Genomic DNA, 24,649 nt, shown 5'->3' on the forward strand with positions numbered 1-24,649 from the left:
AGCGCTAGCCTGCCTTGTCCCTTCCGTCCGGCGCCTCTGACGCCGGCTTCCCGCTCAATTGATTTGGAGAGATATCATGGACCTGCGCAAGCTTGGACGAACCGATCTTTTGGTCGCCCCTATCGTTTTCGGCGGCAATGTCTTCGGCTGGACGGCCGATGAGAAGACTTCCTACGCATTGCTCGACGCCTTCTTCGACGCCGGCTTCAACACGATCGACACGGCCGATGTCTATTCGAGCTGGGTTCCCGGCAATAAGGGCGGCGATTCCGAGGAGATCATCGGCAAATGGCTGAAGCAGGGCCGCATCGCCCGCGACAAGGCCATCATCATCACCAAGGTCGGTTCGGAGATGGGCCCTGGCAAGAAGGGGCTGAAGGCAAACTACATCCTCGAAGCCGTCGAAGCCTCGCTCAGGCGGCTGCAGACCGATCATATCGATCTCTATCTGTCGCACTGGCCGGATCCCGAGACACCGCATGAGGAATCGCTTGCCGCCTATGCCAAGCTGAAGGAACAGGGCAAGATCCACCATGTCGGCTGCTCTAACCTGGACGCGACGCAATTGCAGGCATCACTCGATGCCGCCGCCAAGGCCGGCCTGCCGCGCTACGACGTGCTTCAGCCGGAATATAATCTCTATGCGCGCGCCAGCTTCGAAGGCCCGCTGGCGGATCTCTGTGTCAAAGAAGATATCGGTGTCATCACCTATTTCAGCCTCGCGGCCGGCTTTCTGACCGGCAAATACCGCACCAAGGCGGATACGGAAGGCCGCGCTCGCGAAAACCGGGTCTCGGCCTATCTCGACGACAAGGGTCTGCGCATTCTCGCGGCACTCGATACGGTTTCGGCCGAAACCGGCTCGAAGCCTGCCGAGGTCGCGCTCGCCTGGCTGCTGCGCAAGCGCGGCGTCACCGCACCGATCGCCAGCGCCACTAGCCTTGGCCAACTCGACGCGATAATCAACTCGGCGAAGCTTTCGCTTTCCGATGAAGCCATGCGCCTGCTCGACAAAGCCGGCGAATAAACCGAGGCAGGCCGATGACCGTGACGATCCGAGATGCCAGACCCGAAGACGAAGCGCGCTGGCGCAAGCTCTGGGACGGATATCTGGCCTTTTACGGCGTCAGTATCGCGCCTGACATCACCGATGCGACCTGGCGCCGGGTCTTCGATCCGGCGTCGACCATCTTCATGCGGGTCGCCGAAGTCGACGGCGAGGTGAAAGGCTTCACGCTCTGCCTGACACATGAAGGCACATGGACGCGCGCGCCGGACTGCTATCTGGAAGACCTGTTCGTCGACGAAAGCGCCAGGGGCCACGGCGTCGGCCGGGCGCTGCTGGACGATCTCGTCGAGCTCTGCAAGAAAAACGGCTGGGCGCGCCTCTACTGGCATACGGACGAAACCAATGCGACCGCCCGCAAGCTCTATGACACCTATGTCAAGAGCGACGGACATATCCGCTACCGCGTCAATATCTGAGCTTCGGAAACCCCTCATAGAGAGCGGAATGATCGCCCTCCCAGTTCGCCATGCCACGCTTGGTGAGCATGCCGCGCGGGTTGACAAAGCTCTGGATGCTCCGCATCGGCCGCTCGTGCCACTGGATGTTGAAGGCCCATAGTTTCGGAAAGAAGCACAGCGAAGCGTAAGGCAGGTGATCATGGATCCACCAGGCGAGCTTCCGCCAATCGCCCTCCTGGGTCTGATGGTCGATCAGCCAGGGCACGACGATGCAGACGGCGGCACCCATGCAGCCGTCGAGATCGCGCATGTCCCAGATGTGATGGGCGGCGGTATGAGGATTGGTCGAGCAATTCAGCCCGTTCTTGTTGCCGAAGGCATTCACCTCGGGCGAGCGGTAGCCTGAACGGATATGTAGCCGGCCAAAGGTCGCCTCCAATGGTTCCAGCAATTCCTCGCACAGTCTTCGGCCCGACTCGATCGCCAGATCGGGGTCTTCGGGAATATTGGGAATGCGATAGAAATCAGCAATTTCCGAATGCAGGAAATCGCGGAAGAAGAAATTCTTCGACAGCCTGACGCGGCCGAGCTCCTCCAAGCCCTTCATCGACCCCGGTTTTCTCATCGTCTCAACTCCTTCTTCCGTCCATCCGACCAGTGCAGACCAGATATCGCATGGAAGCCACCCGATTTCTGTCAGCAGTGCCGATCATTGGCCGGATCGGCGACGACGCCCTCTCGTCATGGCCCGGTATATTTGAAGAAATCGATGAAGGCTCGCAGTGCCGGGCGCATCTGGCGGCGGCTCGGATAATAGATGCAGAAGCCCGGATAGGGTGGGCACCAATCCTCCAGCACGCGGATCAGGCTGCCGTCCTCCAGTTCCTGCTTGACGCGGATGTCGAACAGATAGGACAGGCCCGCACCGTTCAGTGCCGCCAGAACCGCAAGCCTATCCTCGATGACGATCAAGGGACCATCGATGGCGACGATCAGCTCGCGGCCGTCCTTCTCGAACTCCCATCGATAAATCGAGCCATCGGTGAAGCGCCGCTTGATGCAGCGGTGATGCACGAGATCGCGCGGATGGAGCGGCTTCGGATTTTTCGCGAAATAGGCCGGAGAGCCGGCTATCACGGTGCGTATATCAGGCGAGACCTTTACCGCGATCATATCGCCCTCGATGCTCTCCTCCAGCCGGATGCCGGCATCGAAGCCCTCCTTGACGATATCGCTGAAGCCGTCCTCGTTGGCGATCTCCAGCGTAATGTCCGGATAGGTGTTGAGGAAATCGCCGAGCCGTGGCGCCATCAGCAGGTCCGAGGCAAAGCGCGGGGCGGTGATGCGCAGAGTGCCGGCCGGGCGACCGCGGGTGGCAAGCGTATCTTCCAGCGCGATATCGATCTCTTCCAGCGCCGGCGCCAGCCGCTGGAGCAGCGCCTCGCCCTCCTCCGTCGGAAGCACGCTGCGGGTGGTGCGCGCCAGCAGCCGCACGCCGAGGCTTGCCTCGAGGCTGGAGACGGCATGGCTGACCGCCGACGGCGCGATCGACAATTCCTTGCCGGCGGCACGAAAGCTGCGATGGGCGGCGACGGCGGCAAACACCGCCAATTGAGAGAGCTGGGTCCTGTTCATTGATCTAAATTATAGAACAGGTTGTGAGAATTTGCATGGATTTTCATTCATTATGCCGAGACCTAGTTTGAACCTGTCGGCCGGCCTTGGGCCCGCCACCGATCCAACAAGGTTCAAAAGGAACGCGATTATGAAAACCCGCAAGCTTGGCAAGGATCTCACCGTTTCCGCCGTCGGGCTCGGCTGCATGGGCATGAGCTTCGCCTATGGAGCGACTGACGACAACGAATCCGTCAAAGCGCTTCATCGTGCCGTCGAGCTCGGCGTCACTTTTTTCGACACCGCCGAAACCTACGGCCCCTTCACCAATGAGGAGCTGCTTGGTCAGGCATTGAAGCCTGTTCGCGACCGCGTGGTCATCGCCACGAAGTTCGGTTTCAAGCTCGACCACACAAAAACCGGTCTTGCCGCCATGATCGGCGTCGACAGCCGTCCGGAGCATGTCAGGGACGTCGCCGAGGCCTCCCTGAAGCGGCTTAACACCGATGTCATCGACCTCTTCTACCAGCATCGCGTCGATCCGAACGTGCCGATCGAAGATACGGTCGGTGCCATGGCGGAGCTGGTGAAAGAGGGCAAGGTGCGGGCGCTGGGTCTCTCGGAAGCCAGTGCCGCAACCATCCGCCGCGCCCATGCGGTGCATCCGATCGCTGCCGTGCAGAGCGAATATTCACTCTGGAGCCGCGATCCGGAGGAAGAGGTGCTCGCCACCTGCCGCGAACTCGGCATCGGCTTCGTACCTTATAGCCCGCTCGGCCGCGGCTTCCTGACGGGCGCGATCCGCAAGGTGGACGACTTGGCCGACGACGATTTCCGCCGCAACCTGCCACGCTTCCAGGGCGATAATTTCGACGCCAATGCGGCGCTGGTCGCCAGGCTCGAAACGCTTGCCAAAGAAAAGGGCGTCACGGCGGCACAACTGGCGCTCGCATGGGTGCTCTACCAGGGCGACGACATCGTCCCGATCCCCGGCGCCCGCAAACTGCACCATATCGAGCAGAACGCGGCCGCCGCCGATATCGTGCTTTCACCGCGCGAGGTGGAAGAGCTTGGCGCGATCATCCCGCTCGAAAGCGTCGCCGGCAAGCGCTACAGCGATGCGTCTCTCGCCATGACGAATATATGACGAATTGACCATCTCTCCTTCCCAGACAGAGACACCGGCCATCACGGCCGGTGTCATTTTGGGGTTGAAAATAAAAGTGAAGCCTCACCAGCGACCGCAAGAACATGCGAATCGCCTGATTTACAGGCTCTTTCAAGTTTTTAGACAAATCGTCATGGGCGCAAAGCGCATGCCAGAGCTCGACGCTCGGTTGACAAACGGGCCTGAAATTTGAAGATTGCCGCCAATCAAAACGGGCAGCGTTGGGAGGACTTATGTCTAAGCGCGCGTTTATCGGCTTCTCCGCTTTTCTTCTCGCCACTTTCGCATCCCTGAGCCCTTCGGCGGCCGCGGATGTCAAGCGTCAGGTGGTCACCACCAAGGACGGCGATTACTTCGGCTTCGACCTGCGCACCGAGCAGAATGTGACGCTGGACCAGTGCTCCGCCTCCTGCATCGGCGACAAGTCGTGCAAGGCCTTCACCTACAATCCCAAGGTGAAGTGGTGCTTCATGAAGTCCGACTTCAACCAGCTCAACAGTTTCCCGGGCGCCATCGCCGGCAAGATCGTCGAGACTGCGGCGGCCAACGAGCCCGATATCGGCGCGGCACCAGCCCTCCCCTTCCTGTCCGATGACTTCGTTCAAAGCGCGCGCGATGCGAAAAGCACGCTGACGCTCGGCGACGAGTTGAAGGGCCAAGGCGTCGAAAGCCTGATAGCCCTCGGTCGCATCGAATTGACGTCCGGGAATGTCGAGAATGCCTTGAACGCATTCCAGGGCGCCCTGTCGCTCAGCCCCGACAACGGCGATCTGTGGATCGAAATGGCGCGGGCCGCCAACACGGTTACCAACGACACCGCCGTTGGCACCAAGGCCGCCTATGCTGCGCTCAACGGCTACCAGCTGACCCGCACCACGAACAGCCGCGCCGACGCGCTTGCCGTTCTCGCTGAAGCGCTGAAGAACGCGCAGAACTATCGCCCGGCGCTCAACGCCTACAAGGCAAGCCTCAATCTCGTCAGTTCAGCCGCAGTCCAGGCCGCCTATGACGATCTGCGTGCCCGCCAGGGCTTCCGCGTCTCCGGCAACACGCTCGACAACGACAATGCCTCACCGCGCGCCTGCGTGCAGTTCTCCGAAAAGCTGGTGAAGAGCGGCGTCGACTATACGCCTTTCGTCACCGTCAATGGCGCAGCACCGAAGGGCGTCGATGCCAAGGACAACCAGATCTGCGTCGAAGGCCTGGAGTTCGGCCAGCACTACCGCGTTTCACTGCGCGCCGGTCTCCCCTCCTCGGTCGGTGAAAACCTTCCCGCGCAGGTCAATGTCGACGTCTACGTCAAGGACCGCACGGCGTCGCTGCGCTTCACCGGAGACAATTTCGTGCTGCCCTCCACGGCGCGGCGCGGCATTCCGATCGTCTCGGTCAATGCGACCACGGCCAATCTCAAGCTCTATCGCATCGGCGATCGCAACATTGCGCAGCTCCTCAACAACTCACAGTTCCTGACGCAGATGGACAGCTACAGCGCCCAGACGATCCAGGACACCAATGGTGAACTGGTCTGGCAGGGCTCGATCGATATCCAGCAGGAGCTCAACAAGGACGTCGCGACCAGCTTCCCGGTCGATGAAGCGCTGCCGAAGCGCAAGCCGGGCGTCTATGTGCTGACGGCCGTTGCCCCCAATAGCGGCGGCCAGGAATGGGATCCGCAGGCAACGCAATGGTTCGTGGTGTCGGATATCGGCGTCACCACCTATGCCGGCACGGACGGGCTCAATGTCTTTGCCCGCTCGCTCGCCAGCGCCAAGCCGCTCGCCGGCGTGCAGCTGCAGCTGCTTGCCAAGAACAATGAAGTCCTAGGCACCGCGAAGACCGACGACAATGGCCGCGCAGTCTTCAGCGCCGGCCTGATGCGCGGCACGGCGGGCATGACGCCGGCGGTCATCACCGCTCAGAACGGCGACCAGGATTATGTCTTCCTCGACATGACGCGCGCCGGCTTCGATCTTTCCGACCGCGGCGTTGCCGGCCGGACCGCGCCCGGCGCGATCGACCTGCTGACCTGGACCGAGCGCGGCATCTACCGCGCCGGCGAGACGGTGCATGCTTCGGCGCTTGCCCGCGACGTCAGCTCAACGGCGGTCGAAAACCTGCCGCTCACCTTCGTCTTCCTGCGCCCCGATGGCGTCGAGGACCGCCGCATCGTCACCGATGGCGGCAAGCTCGGCGGCTACACTGTCGACATGCCGCTGCAGCAGACCTCGATGCGCGGCACCTGGACGATGAATATCTACACCGACCCGAAGGGCGCCTCCATCGGCTCGCAGACCTTCCTCGTCGACGACTTCGTGCCCGACCGCATCGAATTCGACATGAAGAGCGACGCCAAGGAGATCGAAGTCGGCCAGCCGACACCTGTCAATGTCGACGGGCGCTATCTCTATGGCGCGCCGGCAGCGGGCCTTAGCCTTGCGGGCGAAGTGACGCTGAAGCCAACCCGGCAAAGCGATGCCTACAAGGGCTATCAGTTCGGCCTCGCCGACGAGGGCGCCGGCAAGGACAATAATGACGGCGACGATAGCAGCAGCGGTGACAGCAAGGCGGAGAGCACACAGGTGCCGCTGGAAGACCTGCAGGCGCTCGACGAAAACGGCAAGACCACCTTCGACGTCACCATCAACGATATTCCTTCGACCACGCAGCTTCTGAACGCCAACATCACCGTGCGCATGCAGGAGGCAGGCGGCCGCGCCGTCGAGCGCTCGCTGACGCTGCCGGTCAAATCGGATGGCCCGCGCATCGGCATCAAACCGCAATTCGACGGCGATCTCGGCGAAAACTCCGTCGGCAACTTCCATGTTATCGGCGTCGACGCCAATGGCCAGAAGCAGGCCATGCAAGGCCTGACATGGAAGCTGCTCAGCGTCCAGCGCGACTATCAATGGTATCGCTCCGGCAATGGCTGGAAATATGAGCCGATCATGTCCACCAAGCAGGTGGCTGTCGGCACGGTCAACGCCACGACCGATGGCGGAACGATTTCCGTGCCCGTCACCTGGGGCCGCTACCGGCTGGAAGTTTCGAGCGCCGATGCGAGCGGCCCGGAATCGAGCGTCGAATTCAACGCCGGCTGGTATGTCGCTTCCACCTCCACGGAAACGCCTGATGCGCTTGAAATCGCACTCGACAAGCAGAGCTACAAGATCGGCGATACCGCCAAGCTGAAGGTGACCTCGCGCTATGCCGGCCAGTTGATGGTGACGGCCGGTGCCGAGACGCTGATCTCGGTGACCAATGCCGATATCGGCGCCACCGGCGGCGAGGTCGACATTCCCGTCACAGCCGATTGGGGTGCAGGTACCTATCTGACTGCCACCCTGTTCCGGCCCGGCGATGCCCAGGAAAGCCGCATGCCGATGCGCGCCATCGGCATCAAATGGGCGCCGTCGATCCCGGCGACCGCAAGCTGCAGATCAAGCTTGACGCGCCGGCCAAGACCCTGCCCCGTCAGCCTTTGAGCGTTGCCGTACAGGTTTCCGGCGCAGGCGCCAATGAAGACGCCTATGTCACGGTTGCTGCGGTCGATGTCGGCATCCTCAACCTGACGCGCTACCAGCCGCCGGCACCGGATGACTGGTATTATGGCCAGCGCCAGCTCGGGCTTGAAATCCGCGACATCTACGGTCGCCTGATCGACGGCTCACTCGGCGCGACCGGCAAGCTGCGCACCGGCGGTGACGGCGGGCAGGCAGCCTTGCAGGCAAGCCCGCCGACGGAAAAGCTGGTTGCCTTCTTCTCCGGTCCGGTCAAGCTGGATGCCAGCGGCAAGGCCAATGTCAGCTTCGACATCCCGCAGTTCAACGGCACGGCGCGGCTTATGGCGGTAGCATGGTCGAAGGCTGGCGTCGGGCACGCGACCCAGGATGTGATCATCCGCGATCCGGTCGTCGTTACCGCGAGCCTGCCGAAATTCCTCGCACCTGGAGACAAGGCCAATCTGCGGCTCGACGTCGCCAACACCGATGCCCCCGCCGGCGACTATACGCTTGCGGTCACCGGCAATAGCGCCGTGACTGTGGATGCAAGCGCCACGCAACAGACGATCAAGCTGCAGGCCGGCGGCAAATACAACATCACCCTGCCGCTGACGGGCGGACAGCCTGGTGCCGGCACGGTTGCGATCAAGCTGTCGAACGCCTCGGGACTATCGCTCGATCAATCGGTCGATATCCCCGTTCGCCCGGCGCAGCTGCCGGTCACCGAACAGCGTGTCATCGCGCTTGCCCCCGGCAAGAGCCTGACCGTCAATGCCGATCTTCTCGCCGACAGCGTGCTGCCCGGCGCCTCGGTCAGCGTCAATGTCAGCCGATCCAGCGCCTTCGACGTGCCGGGCCTGCTGATGAGCCTCAGCCGCTATCCCTATGGTTGCGCCGAACAGACCGCGAGCGGCGCGCTGCCGCTCCTCTATTTCAGCGACATGGCGGTCAAGAACGGCCTTGCCGATGATGCCGAAATTCGCAAGCGCGTTCAGGACGCCATCTATCGCGAACTGTCCTACCAGTCCTCGACCGGCAGCTTCGGCCTCTGGGCTCCCGGCTCCGGCGATCTCTGGCTGGACTCCTACGTGACCGACTTCCTCACCCGCGCCCGCGAGCAGAAGTATAGCGTGCCGGATCAGGCGATGGTGCAGGCGCTGGAAAACCTCCAGAACTCGCTGAGCGCCAATACCAACGTCAAGGACAATGGCAACGAGATCGCCTATGCGCTCTATGTGCTGGCGCGCAACAAGAAGGCGTCTATCAGCGATCTGCGCTACTACGCCGACACGATGCTGAACGACTTCCAGACGCCGCTCTCCAAGGCGCATCTGGCTGCGGCGCTGGCGCTCTACGGGGACGCACAGCGCTCGCGCAACATCTTCATCGATGCGCTGCAGATGTCGCAGAAGGCGGTGGCCACGAAGGTCAGTTTCGTCCGCTCCGACTATGGTTCGTCGCTGCGAGACGGCGCTGCGGTGCTGGCGCTTGCCGCCGAAAGCCGTCCGGTTCCGCCGATCATTCCGGATCTGGCTGGTGTCGTCGCCAAGGATTGGCAGACGAAGAAATATACCAGCACGCAGGAACAGACCTGGATGCTGCTGGCAGCCCGCGCGCTCCAGAACGGCGATGACGGGTTGACGCTCGACGTTAACGGCGCCGCCCACACCGGCACCTACATGGCCCAGATGACCGGCGATGCCCTGACAGGCCATCCGCTGACCGTCACCAACACGACGCGCCAGCCGCTGTCTGCGGCCGTGACCACGGTCGCGGCTCCCGTCGCTCCGCTGCCGGCCGGCGGTAACGGCTTCAAGATCGAGCGCAAGTACTACACGCTCGACGGCGAAGAGGCGAACGTCACCCAGGCGCAGCAGAACGAACGTTACGTCGTCGTGCTGCATGTGACCGAAGACAATGACTGGCCGCAGCGCCTTCTCGTGACCGATCTGCTGCCAGCCGGCTTCGAAATCGACAATCCGAGCATCGTCAACAGCGCTCAACTGTCGAACTTCGACTTTCTCAGCGACATTCAACCGGCTCATGTCGAGTTCCGCAGCGATCGTTTCGTCTCGGCCTTCGACCAGGCGGCCGGTGCCGACCGTGACCTGACCTTCGCCTATGTCGTGCGCGCCGTCACACCCGGCGTCTACGATCATCCTGCTGCCAGCGTCGAGGACATGTACCGGCCGCAGTTCTCGGCCCGTACGGCGATGGGCCGCATGGAGGTGCTAGCTGCACAGAAGTAAGAGCCGTCATGAAGACGCGATGGAAGATTGCGATTGGCTTTGGAGCCACGGCCTTGACGGCGGTGGCGCTGGTCTTCGGCCTTGAGGCCGCGGACCGCGCCTATCCGCCGCCGCTGGACAATGCCCGCGTGGTCTCCGCCGAAGTGCTCGACGCCAATGGCGATTTGCTGCGCGCCTTCGCCACGCCAGAGGGACGCTGGCGGCTGAAGACCGAGGTTTCCGACGTCGACCCGCAATATCTGCGTATGCTGGTCGCCTATGAAGACCGTCGCTTCTACGATCACCACGGCGTTGACCCGATGGCGATCGGCCGCGCCTTCCTCCAGCTCGTCACCCACGGCCGCATCGTCTCCGGCGGCTCGACGCTTTCCATGCAGGTGGCCCGCCTGATCGAGCCGCGCAGCCAGCGGTCGATGACGGCGAAGCTTCTGCAGGTCGTCCGCGCCATCCAGATTGAACGTCGGCTGAGCAAGGAACAGATCCTCGATCTCTACCTGACGCATGCGCCCTATGGCGGCAATCTGGAGGGTGTTCGGGCCGCAAGTCTTGCCTATTTCGGCAAGGAGCCGCGACACCTCACCGTGGCGCAGTCAGCCTTGCTGGTGGCGCTCCCCCAGCTGCCGGAAAAGCGGCGGCCCGACCGCAACTTCGCAACCGCTCAGGCCGCCCGCCACCGTGTGCTGGAACGCGCCGCCGTTGCTGCCATCATTGGCGAGGGGGAAGCCGAACGCGCCGCGCTGACGCCCATACCGGCCGGTCGGCGGCAACTGCCCGCTTATGCGGCCCATCTGGCCGAACTGGCGCTGAAGAAACAACCGGGCGTCATCCAGCATCGAACCACGTTGCGCCGCAGTGTTCAGCAAGGGCTGGAAGCGGTCGCCGATGCCGCCGCAAAGCGGCTTGGGCCGAAGGTATCCGTCGCCATGGTGATGGCTGATGCCAAGACCGGCGAGATCATCGGCGAGGTCGGTTCGGCCAATTACTTCGATTCCGGCCGCTCGGGCTGGATCGACATGACCCGCATACTGCGCTCCCCCGGCTCGACGCTGAAACCCTTCATCTATGGTCTCGCTTTCGAGCAAGGCTACGTGGCGCAGGAGACGATCATCGAGGATCGCCCGGCCGATTTCTATGGCTACCGTCCGCGCAATTTCGACATGAGCTATCAGGGCGATGTCAGCGTGCGCCAGGCGCTGCAGCTGTCGCTCAACGTACCAGCCGTCCGCCTGCTCGACGCCGTGGGTCCGACGCGGCTGCTGGTGCGCTTCCGTCGCGCCGAGGTGAAGCCGATGCTGCCGCCGAACGAAGCCCCAGGCCTTGCCATCGGCCTTGGCGGTGTCGGCATTACGCTGAAGGATCTCGTGCAGCTCTATGCCGGGCTTGCCAATCGCGGCAAGCCGATGCGGATCGGTGACGGGGTTCAGGACCAACCGGGTCCGATCGACAGCGAGCCGTTGATGGAGCCGGTCGCGGCCTGGAACATCACTGACATTCTCTCCGATATTATCGCGCCGCGCGGCAGCAAGCAGCTCGGCATCGCCTACAAGACCGGCACGAGCTACGGCAATCGCGATGCATGGTCGATCGGCTATGACGGCGCACACGTGCTCGGCGTCTGGGTCGGCCGTCCTGACAATGGCGCCGTGCCGGGACTGGCGGGCTATGTTTCGGCAGCACCCATCCTGTTCGAAGCCTTTGCCAAATCGGGCGTGGCGATCACGCCATTCCCGCCGCCTCCCATGGGTGCGGTGCGCATTTCCGCGACCGAGCTGCCGATCAGCCAGCGGCGCTTCTCCGTGACCGCCGCAGGGCTGCTGGCGGCTTCGAACCGGGAGCCTGCGCCGCAGATCGTCTATCCGCCGGAAGGGGCGCGCGTCGATCTCGGCGCCAGCGGCGGTGCGAGCCAGATCACACCGCTGGCGCTGAAGCTGCAGGGAGGACGCGCTCCGTTCCGTTGGCTCGCCAATGGCAAGCCGCTGCCGGATCTGTCTCGCCGCCGCACCAATCAATGGACGCCTGACGGTGCGGGATATTCGACGCTCACCGTCATCGATGCGGCCGGACGCGCCGCCAGCGTACGGGTTTTCGTCGAGTAGAGGCGTCAAATCATCGCGATCATGCCATCGCCTTTTTGTCAGCCGGCAGCGTCCATGCTATCTTAGGCATGACTCAAATGAGGAATGGCGAGATGTCGGAAGAGCAGGCAATCCGCGCGGTTGTTCACCTCTATGTCGATGGCATGGCATTCGCGAATGAGCCCGCGCTGCGAAAGGCTTTCCATCCACGAGCCCAAATCATCGGCAATTATCAGGGCGCAGTCGAATGGATGACACGGGATGAATTCATCTCGGCAATCGTCGAGGAAGGCAGCGCTCCGCCCGGCACCATACCGCTGATGGACATCGAGCTGATCGACATCGAAGGCGATGCGGCTAGCGTGAAGGTCGTCGACGAATTCGCAGGGATGCGCTTTTCGGACTATCTATCGCTGGTGAAGATCGATGGGCGGTGGAGTGTGGTGAACAAGGTCTATCATCTGCATCGGTGATGTGTTTCGAGGCTGCTCCGTCTATGCCGAGCCTCTGATACCCCCCTCTGTCCCTTCCGGGACATCTCCCCCACATGGGGGGAGATTGGTAACTCGCGGCATTATCTTGCCCCAAGCTGATATCGCATCTGTTGAAATCGAAGCTTCTGCTTTAACGAAGGCGTGCGTCGAACTCCCAACGATCTCCCCCCATGTGGGGAAGATGTCACGACAGTGACAGAGGGGGGTGACGCCCCCTCCGCGAACTCAGCAGCAGCAGATTAACCGCGCAGCACCCCACCCGTCGACTTCGTCACATTGGCGACGATCTTCTGCGTCAGTGCCTCGAAATCCTCGTCCGTCAGCGTGCGCTCGGCCGGCTGGATCTGCACTTCGATGGCGATCGACTTCTTGCCCTCGCCGAGCGATGCGCCTTCGAAGATGTCGAAGACGTTGACGCCGGTCACCAGCTTGCGGTCGGCACCGACGGCAGCGCGGATGACTGCACCGGCTTCCACCGACTTGTCGACCACGAAGGCGAAGTCACGCTTGACGGCCTGGAAGGGAGAAAGCTCCAGCGCCGGCTTGGTGCGGGTTGCCTTCTTCTTCGGCTCGGGCATGGCGTCGACATAGACTTCGAAGCCGGCGAGAGCGCCCGACACGTCGAGCGCTTCCAGCGTCTTCGGATGGAATTCGCCGAAATAGCCGAGCACGACCTTCGGCCCCATCTTGATGGTGCCGGACCGGCCCGGGTGATACCAGGCGGGGCCACCCTGCTCGATCTGGATATTGGTCATCGGCAGGCCGCAGGCCTCGATGACGGCGAGCGCATCGCCTTGGCATCGAAAACGTCAACCGGCTTGCCACCGCCCTTGGCAGCGTTCGACCACATGCGGCCGGCGCCGGCGAGCGTTGCCGTACCACGGCGGATACCGCCTGCGACGCGACGCTGGCCTTCGGGCGTATCGTTCTCATAGGTGCCGGACACTTCGAAGATCGCGACGTCGCCATAGCCCTTGTCGGCATTGCGCTGCGCTGCGGACAGCAGGCCCGGCAGCAGCGACGGACGCATGTCCGACATATCGGCCGCGATCGGGTTGGCAAGCTTCAGGGCGTTGGAGCCGCCGCCGAAGAGCTTGGCCTGATCTTCGGCGATGAAGGACCAGGTGACGGCTTCCAGCATGCCGCGCGATGCGAGCGCGCGCTTGGCGGTGCGGGTGCGGATCTGCAGCGTCGTCAGGATCTTGCCGTTGACGGCAGCGTGGCTGGCCAGCGGCTGCGGCTTGATGTTGTCGACGCCGTGGATACGCATGATTTCTTCGACGAGATCGGCCTTGCCGTCGACATCCGGACGCCAGGAGGGAACGGCGACCGAAATGCGCTCGCCCGAACCGGAAACCGAGAAGCCGAGCTTCGTCAGGATGGACTTGCTCTCATCGGCCGAGACTTCGAGGCCGGTCAGGCGCTTGACTTCCGACAGCGGGAAATCGACGACCTTGGCTTCGTAGCCTTTGTAGCCTTCGACCCTCGCTTTAGCGGCGGTGCCACCGCAGCAGGCAAGCACCAGTTCGGTGGTGCGCTCAAGGCCCGGAACCATGTATTCCGGATCGACGCCGCGCTCGAAGCGATAGCGCGCATCGGTGATGATGCCGAGGCCGCGGCCGCTCTTGGCGATGTTCATCGGGTCCCAGAGCGCCGACTCGATCAGCACATCCGTGGTGTTCTCGTCGCAGCCGGAATGTTCGCCGCCCATGATGCCGCCGATCGACTCGACGCCATTATCGTCGGAAATGACGACATTGCTGGGGCTGAGCTTGTATTCGCGCTCGTCCAGCGCCAGCACGGTTTCGCCGTCCCGGGCGCGGCGCACGACCAGATTGCCCTTGACCTTGGCGGCATCGAAGACGTGCATCGGCCGGCCCTGATCGAAGGTCATGTAGTTGGTAATATCGACCAGCGCGCTGATCGGACGGAGACCGATGGCGAGCAGACGCTGCTGCATCCATTTCGGGCTCGGGCCATTCTTGACGCCGCGCACGAGGCGGAGCGCGAAGCCGGGGCAAAGGCGCGTGTCATCCAGATCGATCTTGAGTTCGGTCGTCGTCTCGCTTCGACGGCGAAGGACGGCGCCGCGGGCGATTTCAGCGTGCCGAGGCCGGAGGCGGCGAGATCGCGGGCTATGCCAAAGACGCTGGTGCAATCCGGACGGTTCGGCGTCAGGTTGATCTCGATCACCGCATCGTCAAGGCCGGCATAGGCGGCAAAGCTGGTGCCAACAGGCGCATCTTCGGGCAGGTCGATGATGCCGTCGTGGCTGTCGGAAATTTCCAGTTCCTTTTCCGAGCACATCATGCCGCGGCTTTCGACGCCACGGATGTTGCCGATGGCCAATGTCACGTCGATGCCGGGAACATAGGTGCCGGGAGCCGCAAAGGCGCCAACGAGGCCAGCGCGTGCATTCGGCGCCCCACAGACGACCTGAACGGGCGCACCGCTGCCGATATCGACCATCAACACCTTCAGGCGATCGGCCTGCGGGTGCTTTTCGGCTGACAGAACCTTGGCGATGACGAAGGGCTTGAACGCCGCCTTGTCGTCGACATCCTCTACTTCCAGACCGATCTGGGTCAGGCGTGTGCAGATCTCGTCGAGCGTGGCATCGGTATCAAGATGCTCTTTCAGCCATGAGAGTGTGAATTTCATCTGATCAATCCTTGCTTACGCGCTCAGGCCGCCGAACAAAGTCGGCATGTCGAGCGGGCGGAAGCCGTAATGGTTCATCCAGCGGACGTCGGCATTGAAGAAGTCACGCAGGTCCGGCATGCCGTATTTCAGCATGGCGATACGGTCGAGGCCCATGCCCCAGGCAAAGCCCTGATATTCATCCGGATCGAGTCCGCCATGGCGCAGCACGTTCGGATGCACCATGCCGCAGCCGAGGATCTCCATCCAGTCGGTGCCTTCGCCGAACTTGACGATCGGGCCGGAACGGTCGCACTGGATATCGACCTCGAAAGAGGGCTCCGTGAACGGGAAGAACGACGGGCGGAAGCGCATCGTCACGTTGTCGACCTCGAAGAAGGCCTTGCAGAACTCTTCCAGCACCCAGCGGATATTGGCAACGTTCGCCGTCTTGTCGATGACGAGACCTTCGACCTGATGGAACATCGGCGAATGCGTGGCGTCGCTATCCTGGCGGTAGGTCTTGCCGGGGATGATGATGCGGATCGGCGGCTTTTGCGCTTCCATGGTGCGGATCTGCACCGGCGAGGTGTGCGTACGCAGCACCTTGCGCTCACCCTTTTCATCCGGCTGGAAGAAGAAGGTGTCGTGCATCTCGCGCGCCGGGTGCCCCTCGGGGAAGTTCAGCGCCGTGAAGTTATAGTAGTCGGTCTCGACATCAGGACCTTCGGCGATCGAGAAGCCCATGTCGCCGAAGATGGCGGTGATCTCATCGACGATCTGGCTGATCGGATGAATGCGGCCACGCTCGGCCGGCGAGGAGCGGACCGGCAGGCTGACGTCGACCGTCTCCGCCTTCAGCTTCGCATCGATCGCCGCATCACGCAGCGCGCCCTTGCGTTCGTTGATCGCGTCGGTGACGGAATTCTTCAAAGCGTTGATCGCAGCACCGCGTGTCTGCCGCTCTTCCGGCGACATCGAGCCCAGCGTCTTCAACAGTTCCGAAACCGAGCCCTTCTTGCCGAGCGCGGCGACCCTCACGGCCTCGATCGATTGCTCGTCGGTTGCCGCGGCCACGTCGGCCATGAGTTGGGTTTCAAGTGTTACGAGTTCCGTCATCTGGTCCTGCCTTGCGGACCGTAGGCTATTGCGCCGCTCAGTCCACCGAATAAGTGGTAAACGCATGCATCAGAAAGCTGGTCGCAACGATGAAGCGTCGCAGATCACTACCCATGTGCACGCGGCCAATCAACCGGGCAAGGAACAAAAAACCACCAAGAAAGCGAATCATGCGCTGAAGCTCGACACGAGCGGCCGCTGGCGCCTGTTCCGACCAGGCCTCATAGGCCCGGTTCTGTGTCTCCATGCCGAGGCGGGCACCGGTGGCGATCTGGAGAAACAGAAGCCAGATGTCGCGCGCCTGAGCAACCTCAAGCGGCATCACCGTTTGCGGGTCCTCCTCGAAATCCATGAAGCCGAGCCGCCTGCCGGAGAAGAACATATCACGTGGATAGGGGCGGCCGTGGCAAAGGCCGCTAGCGTGAAGCCGGCCAAGCTCGGTGGCGCAAGCAACCATGAGATCGTCATGAGCGACGGGGTCGCTTTCTTTCAGCTGCCCGAGACGTCCCTGCACCGTGATGCCGGCATCCGCGAGCATGATGGCACTGTTCGAGGCATAGAGAACTTTCGGAACCGCAATGCCCTGCTCTGCAAACATGGCTATGCGCCTGATCTCGCGTTCCGCCATCTCCTGCGGTGTGAGGCATGCACAGGGGCGAAGAAAATCTAAGGGGATGACGCACGACAAAGCGGCCTGCAAGTAGCGCCAGAACCGCGTTTTCTCAGTCCCAAATCGTTTGATCCAGACAAGACGCGACGAAAGAGGAACACGCTCAACCCGGCTGGACCCATTCACCAGCACTGTCAGCAAAGCCTGGATATCCTTGCCGGTGAGGTTTGGTATGGAGCTTAGTTCCTTAGTCTGGCCGTTCAATAATTTCACCCACCCTCGGTGGCGAGAGTCCCTAAGGTGATCGTCACAACTGTTTATGGCCCGAAAAATATAAAACCCGCGCCGGTTACACAAGCGCGGGTTTCACAAATGTGACAAAAATCTGTCTAAAAGTCGGCCTTAGCCAACGGCAGCTTCGAACTCGTTCGTCGTGCCGGCTTCCTTGAGATACTCAAGAGCCTTCTTCGATGCTGCAACGAGCGCACCGAAAGCTTCCGTCTCATGGATTGCCATGTCGGAGAGAACCTTGCGGTCAACTTCGATGCCAGCCTTGGTGAGGCCGTCAATGAAGCGGCCGTAGGTCAGGCCGTGTTCGCGGACGGCAGCGTTGATACGCTGGATCCAGAGAGCGCGGAAATTGCGCTTGTTAACCTTGCGGTCGCGATAAGCGTACTGCTTGGAACGATCGACAGCAGCCTTGGCGGTCCGGATGGTGTTCTTGCGGCGGCCGTAGAAGCCACGAGCCTGCTTCAGAACCTTCTTATGCTTGGCGTGGGCGGTAACGCCTCTTTTTACGCGTGCCATTTCATGATCTCCTTAGTCTATAGCGTTACGAATAGTCTTAGAGACCGTTCGGCAAGTAGTTCTTGATTACCTTACGGCCATCCGGTTCTGCGAGAACCATGGTGCCGCGGGCGTCGCGAATGAACTTGTTGCTACGCTTGATCATGCCGTGGCGCTTGCCAGCAGCGGCGGCCTTGACCTTGCCGGTCGCGGTGATCTTGAACCGCTTCTTGGCTGAGGACTTCGTCTTCATCTTGGGCATTTTGCTACTCCTTCGATGCTTCCTGGCGTGCTTTGCTAAAAAGCCCTTCCCACAGATCCGGCTGGGCCGGGCTGCGACAAGGTGCCGGAGCGTTTGTTGTTGAACGGCGGATACGGCGACGAACCGTCCCGCCAGCATTCTGAACTGCCACGGCATGCCCTGCCGGTCAGTTCGGACGCGCGCTTATAACCGCAGTTGCCTCAGAGTGCAACGGGCCGGACGCGTGAATCTTTGCAGATCGATGACAGCGTCAAACCAGCGGCTTAAAAGGAAAAAGCCGCCCAAGGGACGGCTCCGGCCTCTATTACTGCAACCTGCGCCTCACTTCGGCGCAAGCACCATCATCATCTGGCGGCCTTCGAGCTTGGGCTCGGCTTCCACCTTGGCGATCTCGAGTGTGTCTTCCTTGACCTGCTGAAGAAGCTTCATACCGAGTTCCTGGTGGGCCATTTCGCGGCCACGGAACTTCAAGGTCACCTTCACCTTGTCGCCTTCCTCGAAGAAACGGCCGATCGCCTTCATCTTCACCTCATAGTCATGGGTATCGATGTTCGGACGCATCTTGATTTCTTTGACTTCGACGATCTTCTGCTTCTTGCGCGCTTCGGCTGCCTTCTTCTGGTTAGAATACTTCAGCTTGCCGAGGTCGAGAATCTTACATACAGGCGGCTCAGCATTGGGGGAAATCTCAACCAGATCGAGACCGGCCTCCTCTGCCATTCTCAAGGCCTGGTCCGTCGCGACGATGCCCAGATTCGCGCCGTCAGCTCCGATAAGCTGTACTTTGGGAATGCGGATTTCCCTGTTGGAACGTGGCCCGTCCTTTACGGGCGCATCGGTTTTAAAGGGTCTGCGAATGGTCGTATTCTCCACGAATTGTTTCGGATTAGATGCAGCCTATCGCTCCCGTCGGCGCAACTGACGGAAATGTCGTAAAAGCTGTGTTGAAGTCAATAGCATGACATCAGGAAAAAATCACCTCCCGCGTGTCAATATAGTGTCGCGGCCGCGCGAGATGCGCGAAGGACACAGTATCGCTGCCAAATAGCGCCGAAACCCCTGACAGCAAGCTGCGGATTTTTAGGGCCACGCGCGCGCGAATCTGTTCTATAAGGCAAAAAATTCCGGGAGTTTCTTGATGTCCGAAACAGCCACGGCCCCCCAGCCCACCTTCCTGTCCGTCGGCAAAGGCGAAAGCCAGCGCCAGATTGCCATCAGCGAACGTGCCGCCGGCAAGGGCGCAAAGAATGTCAGCTTCGTATGGCTATCCGGCTATCGATCCGACATGAGCGGCACCAAGGCGGTCGAGCTCGATGCGCTTGCCGAACGGCTTGGCCTCGGCTGCATCCGCTTCGACTATTCCGGCCACGGCCAATCCGGCGGCGAGTTCACCGACGGCACGATATCGCGCTGGCTGGAAGAGACGCTTGCCGTCATCGACCATACCAAACCCAAACGGATCGTCCTCGTCGGCTCATCGATGGGCGGCTGGATCGCGCTCAGGACCATCCAGGAACTGCGCAAGCGCAAGAAGACGCCCGCCATTGCGGGTCTCGTGCTCATCGCGCCGGCACCCGATTTCACCATCGATCTCATCGAGCCCAATCTTTCGGATACGGAGCGACGGTCGCTGGAGGAGCGTGGCTATTTCGAAGAGCCTTCGGAATACAGTGCCGAGCCGAACATCTTCACCCGCGCTCTCATCGAGGACGGCCGCGCCAATCGCGTGCTCACCGGCATCGTCGAAACCGGCTGCCCGGTGCACATCCTGCAGGGCATGGAGGATGCCGACGTGCCCTTTGCCCATTCGTTAAAACTGGTCGAGCATCTGCCCGCCGACGACGTGGTGTTAACACTTGTGCGCGATGGCGATCATCGCCTGTCGCGACCGCAGGATATTGAGCGCATGTTGAGCGTTGCAGAAACGCTGGCGCTGCATAATCTCACGTAAAAACAAACAGATACATCAGGGACCGATCGCTGAGCAGCGTTTTTGCCGCGCAGCGTCCGCCTACGCTTTCCTTACCGCAGGAGGCACAGGAATATGGCAACTAGCCCTTTGATTGTGCCGAAATTAACCATAGAGGGCGGTTCCGCCGTTAACACTTAAGTAACGATTGACTTCGCACGCCCCCCTACATTAACAATTTGTTAATAAATGTAGGGACGATACAAGGAATAGTGGGCGTGCGTATTAAGGGCCTTTTGGTTGCTTTCGCTGCTATAATTGCGATGTCGTCGTCGGCGATGCCGGCGTCCCAACAGACAGCGTCGATGACGGTCGGGAACGTCACTTCCCAGCCTATCGGGCACTATGATTTCTGCCAGCGGCACACCGACGAATGCGGCCCGACCCGCAATATCGGTCCCGTCGACATGAATGCCGCCGCCTGGGCGCTGGTCAACCAGATCAACCTGCGCGTCAACAAGACCATCCGGCCGGCAACGGACATGGAAGTCTACGGCCAGGAAGAATACTGGGAATATCCGAAGACCGCCGGCGACTGCGAGGATTTTGCGCTGCTGAAGCGCAGGATGCTGATGCAGAGCGGCATTTCCGCTTCCAATCTGCTGATGACGGTCGTGCGCAAGCCCGATGGCGAGGGCCATGCCGTGCTGACGCTGCGCACCAAGCAGGGCGACTATGTTCTCGACAACCTCGAGGACGAGATCAAGCTCTGGTCCAAGACCCCCTACTCCTACCTGAAGCGCCAGGCGAGCTTCAACGCCGGCCGCTGGGTGACCATCGAGAATGGCAACGACGTTCTGGTCGGCTCGGTCAAATAACCACTCGACACTCGAACAGATGCAAAAGGCCGGCGAATGAGCCGGCCTTTTTTATTGAGCTGGTTCAGGCGAGACGGCGCCGCCGCCTCAGGCATTTCCAATCAATATACCTGCCGCCAGCACCAGAGAGCCGCCGACCACGACCTGGAAGGCCGCGCGCAGGAACGGCGTTTCCATATATTTGTTCTGGATGAAGGCGATGGCCCAGAGCTCGAAGAAGACGACGATGGCGGCGATGATCGTTGCGGTCCAGAACTGCGGAATGAGGTAGGGCAGCGCGTGGCCGAGGCCGCCAAGCGCGGTCATGATCCCGCAGGCAAGACCACGCTTGATCGGCGAGCCGCGTCCGGAAATCTTGCCATCGTCATGCGCGGCTTCGGTGAAACCCATCGATATACCAGCACCGACCGAAGCCGAGAGGCCGACAAGGAAGGTCTGCCAGGTCTGCTGCGTGGCGAAGGCGGCGGCAAAGATCGGCGCCAGAGTGGAGACCGAGCCATCCATCAGGCCGGCGAGCCCTGGCTGCACATAGGTCAACACGAACTGGCGATGCGCCTTTGCGTCCTCCTCATGTTTGACAGTCTCCGGCGTGTGCTTGTCTCCGAGCATCCGGGCGACATCTTCATGCCCCTGCTCGGCCAGCGCCAGGTCGCCGAGAAGCTGCCGCGTCGAGGCATCGGAAACCTGCTTGGCTGCCTCGACATAGAAATTATAGGCCTGCTGCTCCATCGCCTCGGCTTCATCGCGCATAGCTTCGAGAGACAGGTTCTTGCGCAGCCAGTCCGGCTTGCGCTCATAGAAGCCGCTGACATGTTCGCGCCGGATCAGCGGAATGCGTTCGCCGAACCGTCGGCGATGCATGTCGATCAGCGTCTTGCGATGGGTATCCTCGACCTCGGCCATATCTTCGAAGACTTTGGCGGACTCGGGATAATTGGCGCGTAGACTATCGGCATAGGCGAGATAGATACGCGAATCGTCCTCTTCCGCGGCGATGGCGACGGCAAGAATCTCCTGCTCGGACAAGGAGGTGAAAGAGCGTTTCGGCGAACGGAAGAAACCCAGCAGCATGGGAGATAGCCTCTTATCTTTAGAATTATTCTAATTCTAAAGTGAGCCGCCATCCTGGTCAAGCACCGAGACGATATCTCGATTGAAAATCGAGCCTCAGAACGTGCGTGACGGGGACCAAGGGATGCGAAAATTCGCGATGCGACTTTGACAGATTGCCGCAACGCCTGCATGACGTCTTGGATATGCCGTGAAATTGCATAGATAGGCCGGTAAGAAGGCCGGTCACGACAATACGCCGGATACCACCGGCGGGAGCTTGATATGGAAAACGACATCCAGGGCCGGGCCGCCCATCTCGCGGGCATCCGTGAAAAGGCCGAGGCCGAGATGGCGCGCATGGGGATCGATGCTGCTTTCATCGACAGGCTGGTCGACACGTTTTATGGACGTATCCAGGCGCATCCGCGTTTAGGCCAGGTATTCGATGGGCGCCTTGCCGGGCGCTGGCCCGACCATATGGAAAAGATGAAACGCTTCTGGTCGTCGGTCGCCTTCAAGAATGGCGCCTATGGCGGCAAGCCGGTGCAGGCACATCTCGGCGTCGAGGGCATCGCTGCCGATCTCTTTCCGGAATGGCTGACGTTGTTTTCGCAGACGCTGGACGATATCGCGCCCTCGCAGCAGGCGAAGGACTGGTTCATGGCAACCGCCGAACGCATCGCCAGGAGCCTGACGCTCTCGCTCTTCTATAATCCTGCGCTGGATGACCCGGCAGGCAAGCCCGTTTAAAGCGGGGCATAAGCAAACACATTGCTCGATGATGCCGCTGGTCAAGGTGACATCTTTAGGGCAACTTTGCGCTATAGGCGTTCCATTTACGTTGCTGCAGCTTCAACATTTTCTGTTTTGCCAGACAGGATTTCTGGAAATATCAGTGTGCCGATAGGTAAGGTGTTCATCAGAGACAGGTCTTCGGGAATGATTGGCTCTTCAGCAGGAAATCGAAATCGCGCATGAAGCATCGGCTTATCGTTCTCTCCATTTCCCTCGGTATCGCCGTCGTCATCATGAGCTCCTTTGCCAGCCGCTCAGCACTGGGGCTGGTCGTCAAGGCCTGCGAGGTGAACTCTACCCTCACGGGATCGCCGTATCCGTGCCTTAAAATAGTCCGGGCAAAGGACCGATTGTCTTCCTACGTCGTTCTTCGCGAGCCGACCGACAAGGAGCGAACCATTCTTGCCCCGCTCGCAGATGTGCCCGGCATCGAAGATCCTGGTCTTCTGGCGGCGGACGCACCGAACTATTTCGACGACGCATGGAGAGAGCGATCCGACGGACTGGGATTGGACGCCTGGAAGGATTCCTCACGGAATTTCGCACTAGCGATAAACGCCGCCAATTGGCGCACGCAAGATCGGCTTCACATCCACATGGGATGCGAGACGCCGCGCTTTCGTACCCTCTTGAAGACCCATGCGGCGGATATCAAAAACGGTCGGTTCACAAAATTGAGGACCAAGGCCGGTTGGTGGGCAACATTCCAGGCGGCCGATGACCTCTCGAATTTGAACCCGCTGAAGCTTGTCGCGGATGGTATCGAGGGAGCCCGCTCGAATATGGAAAACGTTGTTGTTGGCGTCTTCGGCACCACAATGCCAGACGGGCAGCACGGCTTCTATATTTTGGCGAGAATAATGGGCGCAAACAAAGCCCGCGGCTCCGCGGAGGATATGATTGACCCCAAGTGTGCATTGGAAAATGCGGCGCGCTAAGGGCGGGTGATCAGTTGGGCGTGAATTCGTGGAGGGGGATGCGCGCACGCCCCATAAACGCAAAACCCACTGACGCGACGGCAGACCAACCCGCCGCCAATCAGCCTTTTGTCGCGAAAATGGTTGCCCCGATACTCGCAGCCACCACAAGTGCGGTGCCGAACATCTGCGACGGCGTCATCGGCTGTGACAGGATGATAAAGCCGGCAAAGGCGCCGATGGCAGGTTCGAGACTCATGAGAATGCCGAAGGACGAGGTCGGCATGCGCCGCAGTGCCACCATTTCGAGCACGTAGGGAAGAAGGGGAACGAGGAGCGCCAGGCCAGCTATTTCGAGAAGACCGAAACCCGTCAGATGCGGGGCGGCGGAGACAAAGCCGAAGGGCGTCGAGACGACGGCTGCAACCAGCAACGACATGGAGAGCCCTTCAAGACCCTGGAAGGCATTGCCGACCCTCTTCGTCAGCAGGATATAGCAGGCCCATCCCGCGCCGGCACCGATGGCAAAGAGGATACCCGGCAGATTGCCCACCCATTCCTCGCCGTCATAGGCCAAGAGCAGGACACCGATGGCAGCAAAGATCGGCCAAAGAAGCTGGCGGCTCAGCCCAAAGCCGAGGGTTGCGACCAGCAGAGGCCCTAGAAATTCGATGGCGACGGCAAGCCCCAGGGGAATGCGAGCAATCGCCGAAAAGAAGGACGTCGTCATCAGCGCCGATACGGTGCCGAGCGCCAGCACGCCGAGCCATTGCGAGCGGCTGTAGCTCAGGATCTTCGGCCGAACGATGATCGCCAGCGCTGCCGAGGCAAAGACGAGCCGCAGCCATGTGGCGCCGGCCGGCCCATAGGCGTTGATGATCGGAGACGACAATGCCGAGCCGAACTGGATTGACGACATGGACAGGATGCACATGAACACGCCGGCGGCGATACCGCCGGAAGACGGCGCCACGTCCGGATGCGGCATCAGCGCCGCGCCGCCATCCGTGCCACCTTCGATGATCTTCTGATTCATGACCTCTCCCATAAGGCGTGGTTTTTAGAAGCCATGCCCGGCACTGGCAAATTCAAACTTTTCATCCTGCGATCAGA

The 24,649-nt window shown here is 61.1% G+C and carries 18 protein-coding genes and 2 pseudogenes; 10 read left to right on the forward strand and 10 right to left on the reverse strand.

Annotation, left to right across the window (positions count from 1 at the left end; translation table 11 throughout):
* The first annotated feature begins 76 nt into the window (after positions 1-76).
* Together BSK43_RS07955 and BSK43_RS07960 are read left to right on the forward strand one after the other, a co-directional pair.
* On the forward strand, positions 77-1,027 hold the full coding sequence (locus BSK43_RS07955) for an aldo/keto reductase (protein WP_077468435.1): 951 nt from the start codon (positions 77-79) through the stop codon (positions 1,025-1,027).
* A gap of 14 nt (positions 1,028-1,041) precedes the next feature.
* Positions 1,042-1,485 (forward strand): GNAT family N-acetyltransferase, encoded by a 444-nt coding sequence (locus BSK43_RS07960; protein WP_077468434.1) that lies wholly within the window; start codon positions 1,042-1,044, stop codon positions 1,483-1,485.
* On the opposite strand, the gene BSK43_RS07965 is transcribed toward BSK43_RS07960, so the two are convergent.
* Both BSK43_RS07965 and BSK43_RS07970 read right to left on the reverse strand, forming a co-directional pair.
* Positions 1,475-2,092 (reverse strand): hypothetical protein, encoded by a 618-nt coding sequence (locus BSK43_RS07965; protein ID WP_077468433.1) that lies wholly within the window; start codon positions 2,090-2,092, stop codon positions 1,475-1,477. The two genes, BSK43_RS07960 and BSK43_RS07965, sit on opposite strands and share 11 nt — an antisense overlap.
* A gap of 116 nt (positions 2,093-2,208) precedes the next feature.
* The gene (locus BSK43_RS07970) at positions 2,209-3,102 is read right to left on the reverse strand and encodes a LysR family transcriptional regulator (protein WP_068400714.1); all 894 of its coding nucleotides are present in this window, start codon (positions 3,100-3,102) and stop codon (positions 2,209-2,211) included.
* A gap of 130 nt (positions 3,103-3,232) precedes the next feature.
* On the opposite strand from BSK43_RS07970, the gene BSK43_RS07975 reads away from it, so the two are divergent.
* The 4 genes and pseudogenes from BSK43_RS07975 to BSK43_RS07990 all read left to right on the forward strand — a co-directional run bounded on the left by BSK43_RS07975 (position 3,233) and on the right by BSK43_RS07990 (position 12,546).
* Positions 3,233-4,228: an aldo/keto reductase gene (locus BSK43_RS07975; protein WP_077468432.1), complete on the forward strand. Its 996-nt coding sequence runs from the start codon at positions 3,233-3,235 to the stop codon at positions 4,226-4,228.
* Between the two features lie 254 nt (positions 4,229-4,482).
* A pseudogene (locus BSK43_RS07980) lies at positions 4,483-9,998 on the forward strand (alpha-2-macroglobulin family protein).
* Positions 9,999-10,006: 8 nt separating this feature from the next.
* Complete coding sequence (gene pbpC / locus BSK43_RS07985; protein WP_077468431.1) at positions 10,007-12,094, forward strand: penicillin-binding protein 1C; 2,088 nt, start codon at positions 10,007-10,009, stop codon at positions 12,092-12,094.
* A gap of 92 nt (positions 12,095-12,186) precedes the next feature.
* Positions 12,187-12,546: a nuclear transport factor 2 family protein gene (locus BSK43_RS07990; RefSeq protein WP_068401155.1), complete on the forward strand. Its 360-nt coding sequence runs from the start codon at positions 12,187-12,189 to the stop codon at positions 12,544-12,546.
* A 260-nt stretch (positions 12,547-12,806) separates the two neighbouring features.
* Here the strand turns inward: BSK43_RS07990 and pheT are convergent.
* The 6 genes and pseudogenes from pheT to infC form a co-directional block, all read right to left on the reverse strand.
* A pseudogene (pheT, locus tag BSK43_RS07995) lies at positions 12,807-15,228 on the reverse strand (phenylalanine--tRNA ligase subunit beta).
* A gap of 15 nt (positions 15,229-15,243) precedes the next feature.
* Complete coding sequence (gene pheS / locus BSK43_RS08000) at positions 15,244-16,326, reverse strand: phenylalanine--tRNA ligase subunit alpha (protein ID WP_077468430.1); 1,083 nt, start codon at positions 16,324-16,326, stop codon at positions 15,244-15,246.
* A gap of 37 nt (positions 16,327-16,363) precedes the next feature.
* Positions 16,364-16,924 (reverse strand): hypothetical protein, encoded by a 561-nt coding sequence (locus tag BSK43_RS08005; RefSeq protein WP_136686798.1) that lies wholly within the window; start codon positions 16,922-16,924, stop codon positions 16,364-16,366.
* A gap of 414 nt (positions 16,925-17,338) precedes the next feature.
* Positions 17,339-17,743: a 50S ribosomal protein L20 gene (rplT, locus tag BSK43_RS08010; protein ID WP_068400732.1), complete on the reverse strand. Its 405-nt coding sequence runs from the start codon at positions 17,741-17,743 to the stop codon at positions 17,339-17,341.
* 37 nt (positions 17,744-17,780) lie between these two features.
* Positions 17,781-17,984, reverse strand: coding sequence for a 50S ribosomal protein L35 (gene rpmI, locus BSK43_RS08015; protein ID WP_003544621.1), 204 nt, complete (start codon positions 17,982-17,984; stop codon positions 17,781-17,783).
* Between the two features lie 321 nt (positions 17,985-18,305).
* On the reverse strand, positions 18,306-18,842 hold the full coding sequence (infC, locus tag BSK43_RS08020) for a translation initiation factor IF-3 (RefSeq protein WP_174070236.1): 537 nt from the start codon (positions 18,840-18,842) through the stop codon (positions 18,306-18,308).
* A gap of 280 nt (positions 18,843-19,122) precedes the next feature.
* On the opposite strand from infC, the gene BSK43_RS08025 reads away from it, so the two are divergent.
* Both BSK43_RS08025 and BSK43_RS08030 read left to right on the forward strand, forming a co-directional pair.
* Positions 19,123-19,935 carry an alpha/beta hydrolase gene (locus tag BSK43_RS08025; protein ID WP_077468428.1) on the forward strand — a complete coding sequence of 271 codons (813 nt, stop codon included), beginning with the start codon at positions 19,123-19,125 and terminating at the stop codon, positions 19,933-19,935.
* 236 nt (positions 19,936-20,171) lie between these two features.
* A complete protein-coding gene (locus BSK43_RS08030) occupies positions 20,172-20,771 on the forward strand; it encodes a transglutaminase-like cysteine peptidase (RefSeq protein WP_077468427.1) in 600 nt (199 codons plus the stop codon).
* 87 nt (positions 20,772-20,858) lie between these two features.
* Here the strand turns inward: BSK43_RS08030 and mbfA are convergent, their stop codons facing one another.
* Complete coding sequence (gene mbfA, locus BSK43_RS08035) at positions 20,859-21,842, reverse strand: iron exporter MbfA (protein ID WP_068400740.1); 984 nt, start codon at positions 21,840-21,842, stop codon at positions 20,859-20,861.
* Between the two features lie 264 nt (positions 21,843-22,106).
* Here mbfA and BSK43_RS08040 point away from each other — a divergent pair, with 264 nt between their 5' ends.
* Positions 22,107-22,574 (forward strand): truncated hemoglobin, encoded by a 468-nt coding sequence (locus tag BSK43_RS08040; protein ID WP_077468426.1) that lies wholly within the window; start codon positions 22,107-22,109, stop codon positions 22,572-22,574.
* A gap of 224 nt (positions 22,575-22,798) precedes the next feature.
* Positions 22,799-23,557, forward strand: a complete 759-nt coding sequence (locus tag BSK43_RS08045) for a CDP-diacylglycerol diphosphatase (RefSeq protein ID WP_077468425.1) — start codon at positions 22,799-22,801, stop codon at positions 23,555-23,557.
* 100 nt (positions 23,558-23,657) lie between these two features.
* Here BSK43_RS08045 and BSK43_RS08050 read toward each other — a convergent pair whose 3' ends face one another.
* Positions 23,658-24,572, reverse strand: a complete 915-nt coding sequence (locus tag BSK43_RS08050; protein ID WP_077468424.1) for an EamA family transporter — start codon at positions 24,570-24,572, stop codon at positions 23,658-23,660.
* Positions 24,573-24,649 lie beyond the last annotated feature (77 nt).

It is taken from the genome of Rhizobium sp. P44RR-XXIV, from assembly GCF_001999485.2.
Classification (GTDB): Bacteria; Pseudomonadota; Alphaproteobacteria; order Rhizobiales; family Rhizobiaceae; genus Rhizobium.

What these genes read in the sequence shown, in the direction of transcription:
- BSK43_RS07965 (WP_077468433.1), bottom strand. Translation starts at nt 2,092, where the DNA reads ATGAGAAAACCGGGGTCGATGAAGGGCTTGGAGGAGCTCGGCCGCGTC.
- BSK43_RS07955 (WP_077468435.1), top strand. Translation starts at nt 77, where the DNA reads ATGGACCTGCGCAAGCTTGGACGAACCGATCTTTTGGTCGCCCCTATC.
- pbpC (WP_077468431.1), top strand. Translation starts at nt 10,007, where the DNA reads ATGAAGACGCGATGGAAGATTGCGATTGGCTTTGGAGCCACGGCCTTG.
- BSK43_RS07970 (WP_068400714.1), bottom strand. Translation starts at nt 3,102, where the DNA reads ATGAACAGGACCCAGCTCTCTCAATTGGCGGTGTTTGCCGCCGTCGCC.
- BSK43_RS08040 (WP_077468426.1), top strand. Translation starts at nt 22,107, where the DNA reads ATGGAAAACGACATCCAGGGCCGGGCCGCCCATCTCGCGGGCATCCGT.
- BSK43_RS07975 (WP_077468432.1), top strand. Translation starts at nt 3,233, where the DNA reads ATGAAAACCCGCAAGCTTGGCAAGGATCTCACCGTTTCCGCCGTCGGG.
- BSK43_RS07960 (WP_077468434.1), top strand. Translation starts at nt 1,042, where the DNA reads ATGACCGTGACGATCCGAGATGCCAGACCCGAAGACGAAGCGCGCTGG.
- pheS (WP_077468430.1), bottom strand. Translation starts at nt 16,326, where the DNA reads ATGACGGAACTCGTAACACTTGAAACCCAACTCATGGCCGACGTGGCC.
- BSK43_RS08045 (WP_077468425.1), top strand. Translation starts at nt 22,799, where the DNA reads ATGAAGCATCGGCTTATCGTTCTCTCCATTTCCCTCGGTATCGCCGTC.
- BSK43_RS08050 (WP_077468424.1), bottom strand. Translation starts at nt 24,572, where the DNA reads ATGAATCAGAAGATCATCGAAGGTGGCACGGATGGCGGCGCGGCGCTG.
- mbfA (WP_068400740.1), bottom strand. Translation starts at nt 21,842, where the DNA reads ATGCTGCTGGGTTTCTTCCGTTCGCCGAAACGCTCTTTCACCTCCTTG.
- rplT (WP_068400732.1), bottom strand. Translation starts at nt 17,743, where the DNA reads ATGGCACGCGTAAAAAGAGGCGTTACCGCCCACGCCAAGCATAAGAAG.
- BSK43_RS08005 (WP_136686798.1), bottom strand. Translation starts at nt 16,924, where the DNA reads ATGTTTGCAGAGCAGGGCATTGCGGTTCCGAAAGTTCTCTATGCCTCG.
- rpmI (WP_003544621.1), bottom strand. Translation starts at nt 17,984, where the DNA reads ATGCCCAAGATGAAGACGAAGTCCTCAGCCAAGAAGCGGTTCAAGATC.
- BSK43_RS08025 (WP_077468428.1), top strand. Translation starts at nt 19,123, where the DNA reads ATGTCCGAAACAGCCACGGCCCCCCAGCCCACCTTCCTGTCCGTCGGC.
- BSK43_RS07990 (WP_068401155.1), top strand. Translation starts at nt 12,187, where the DNA reads ATGTCGGAAGAGCAGGCAATCCGCGCGGTTGTTCACCTCTATGTCGAT.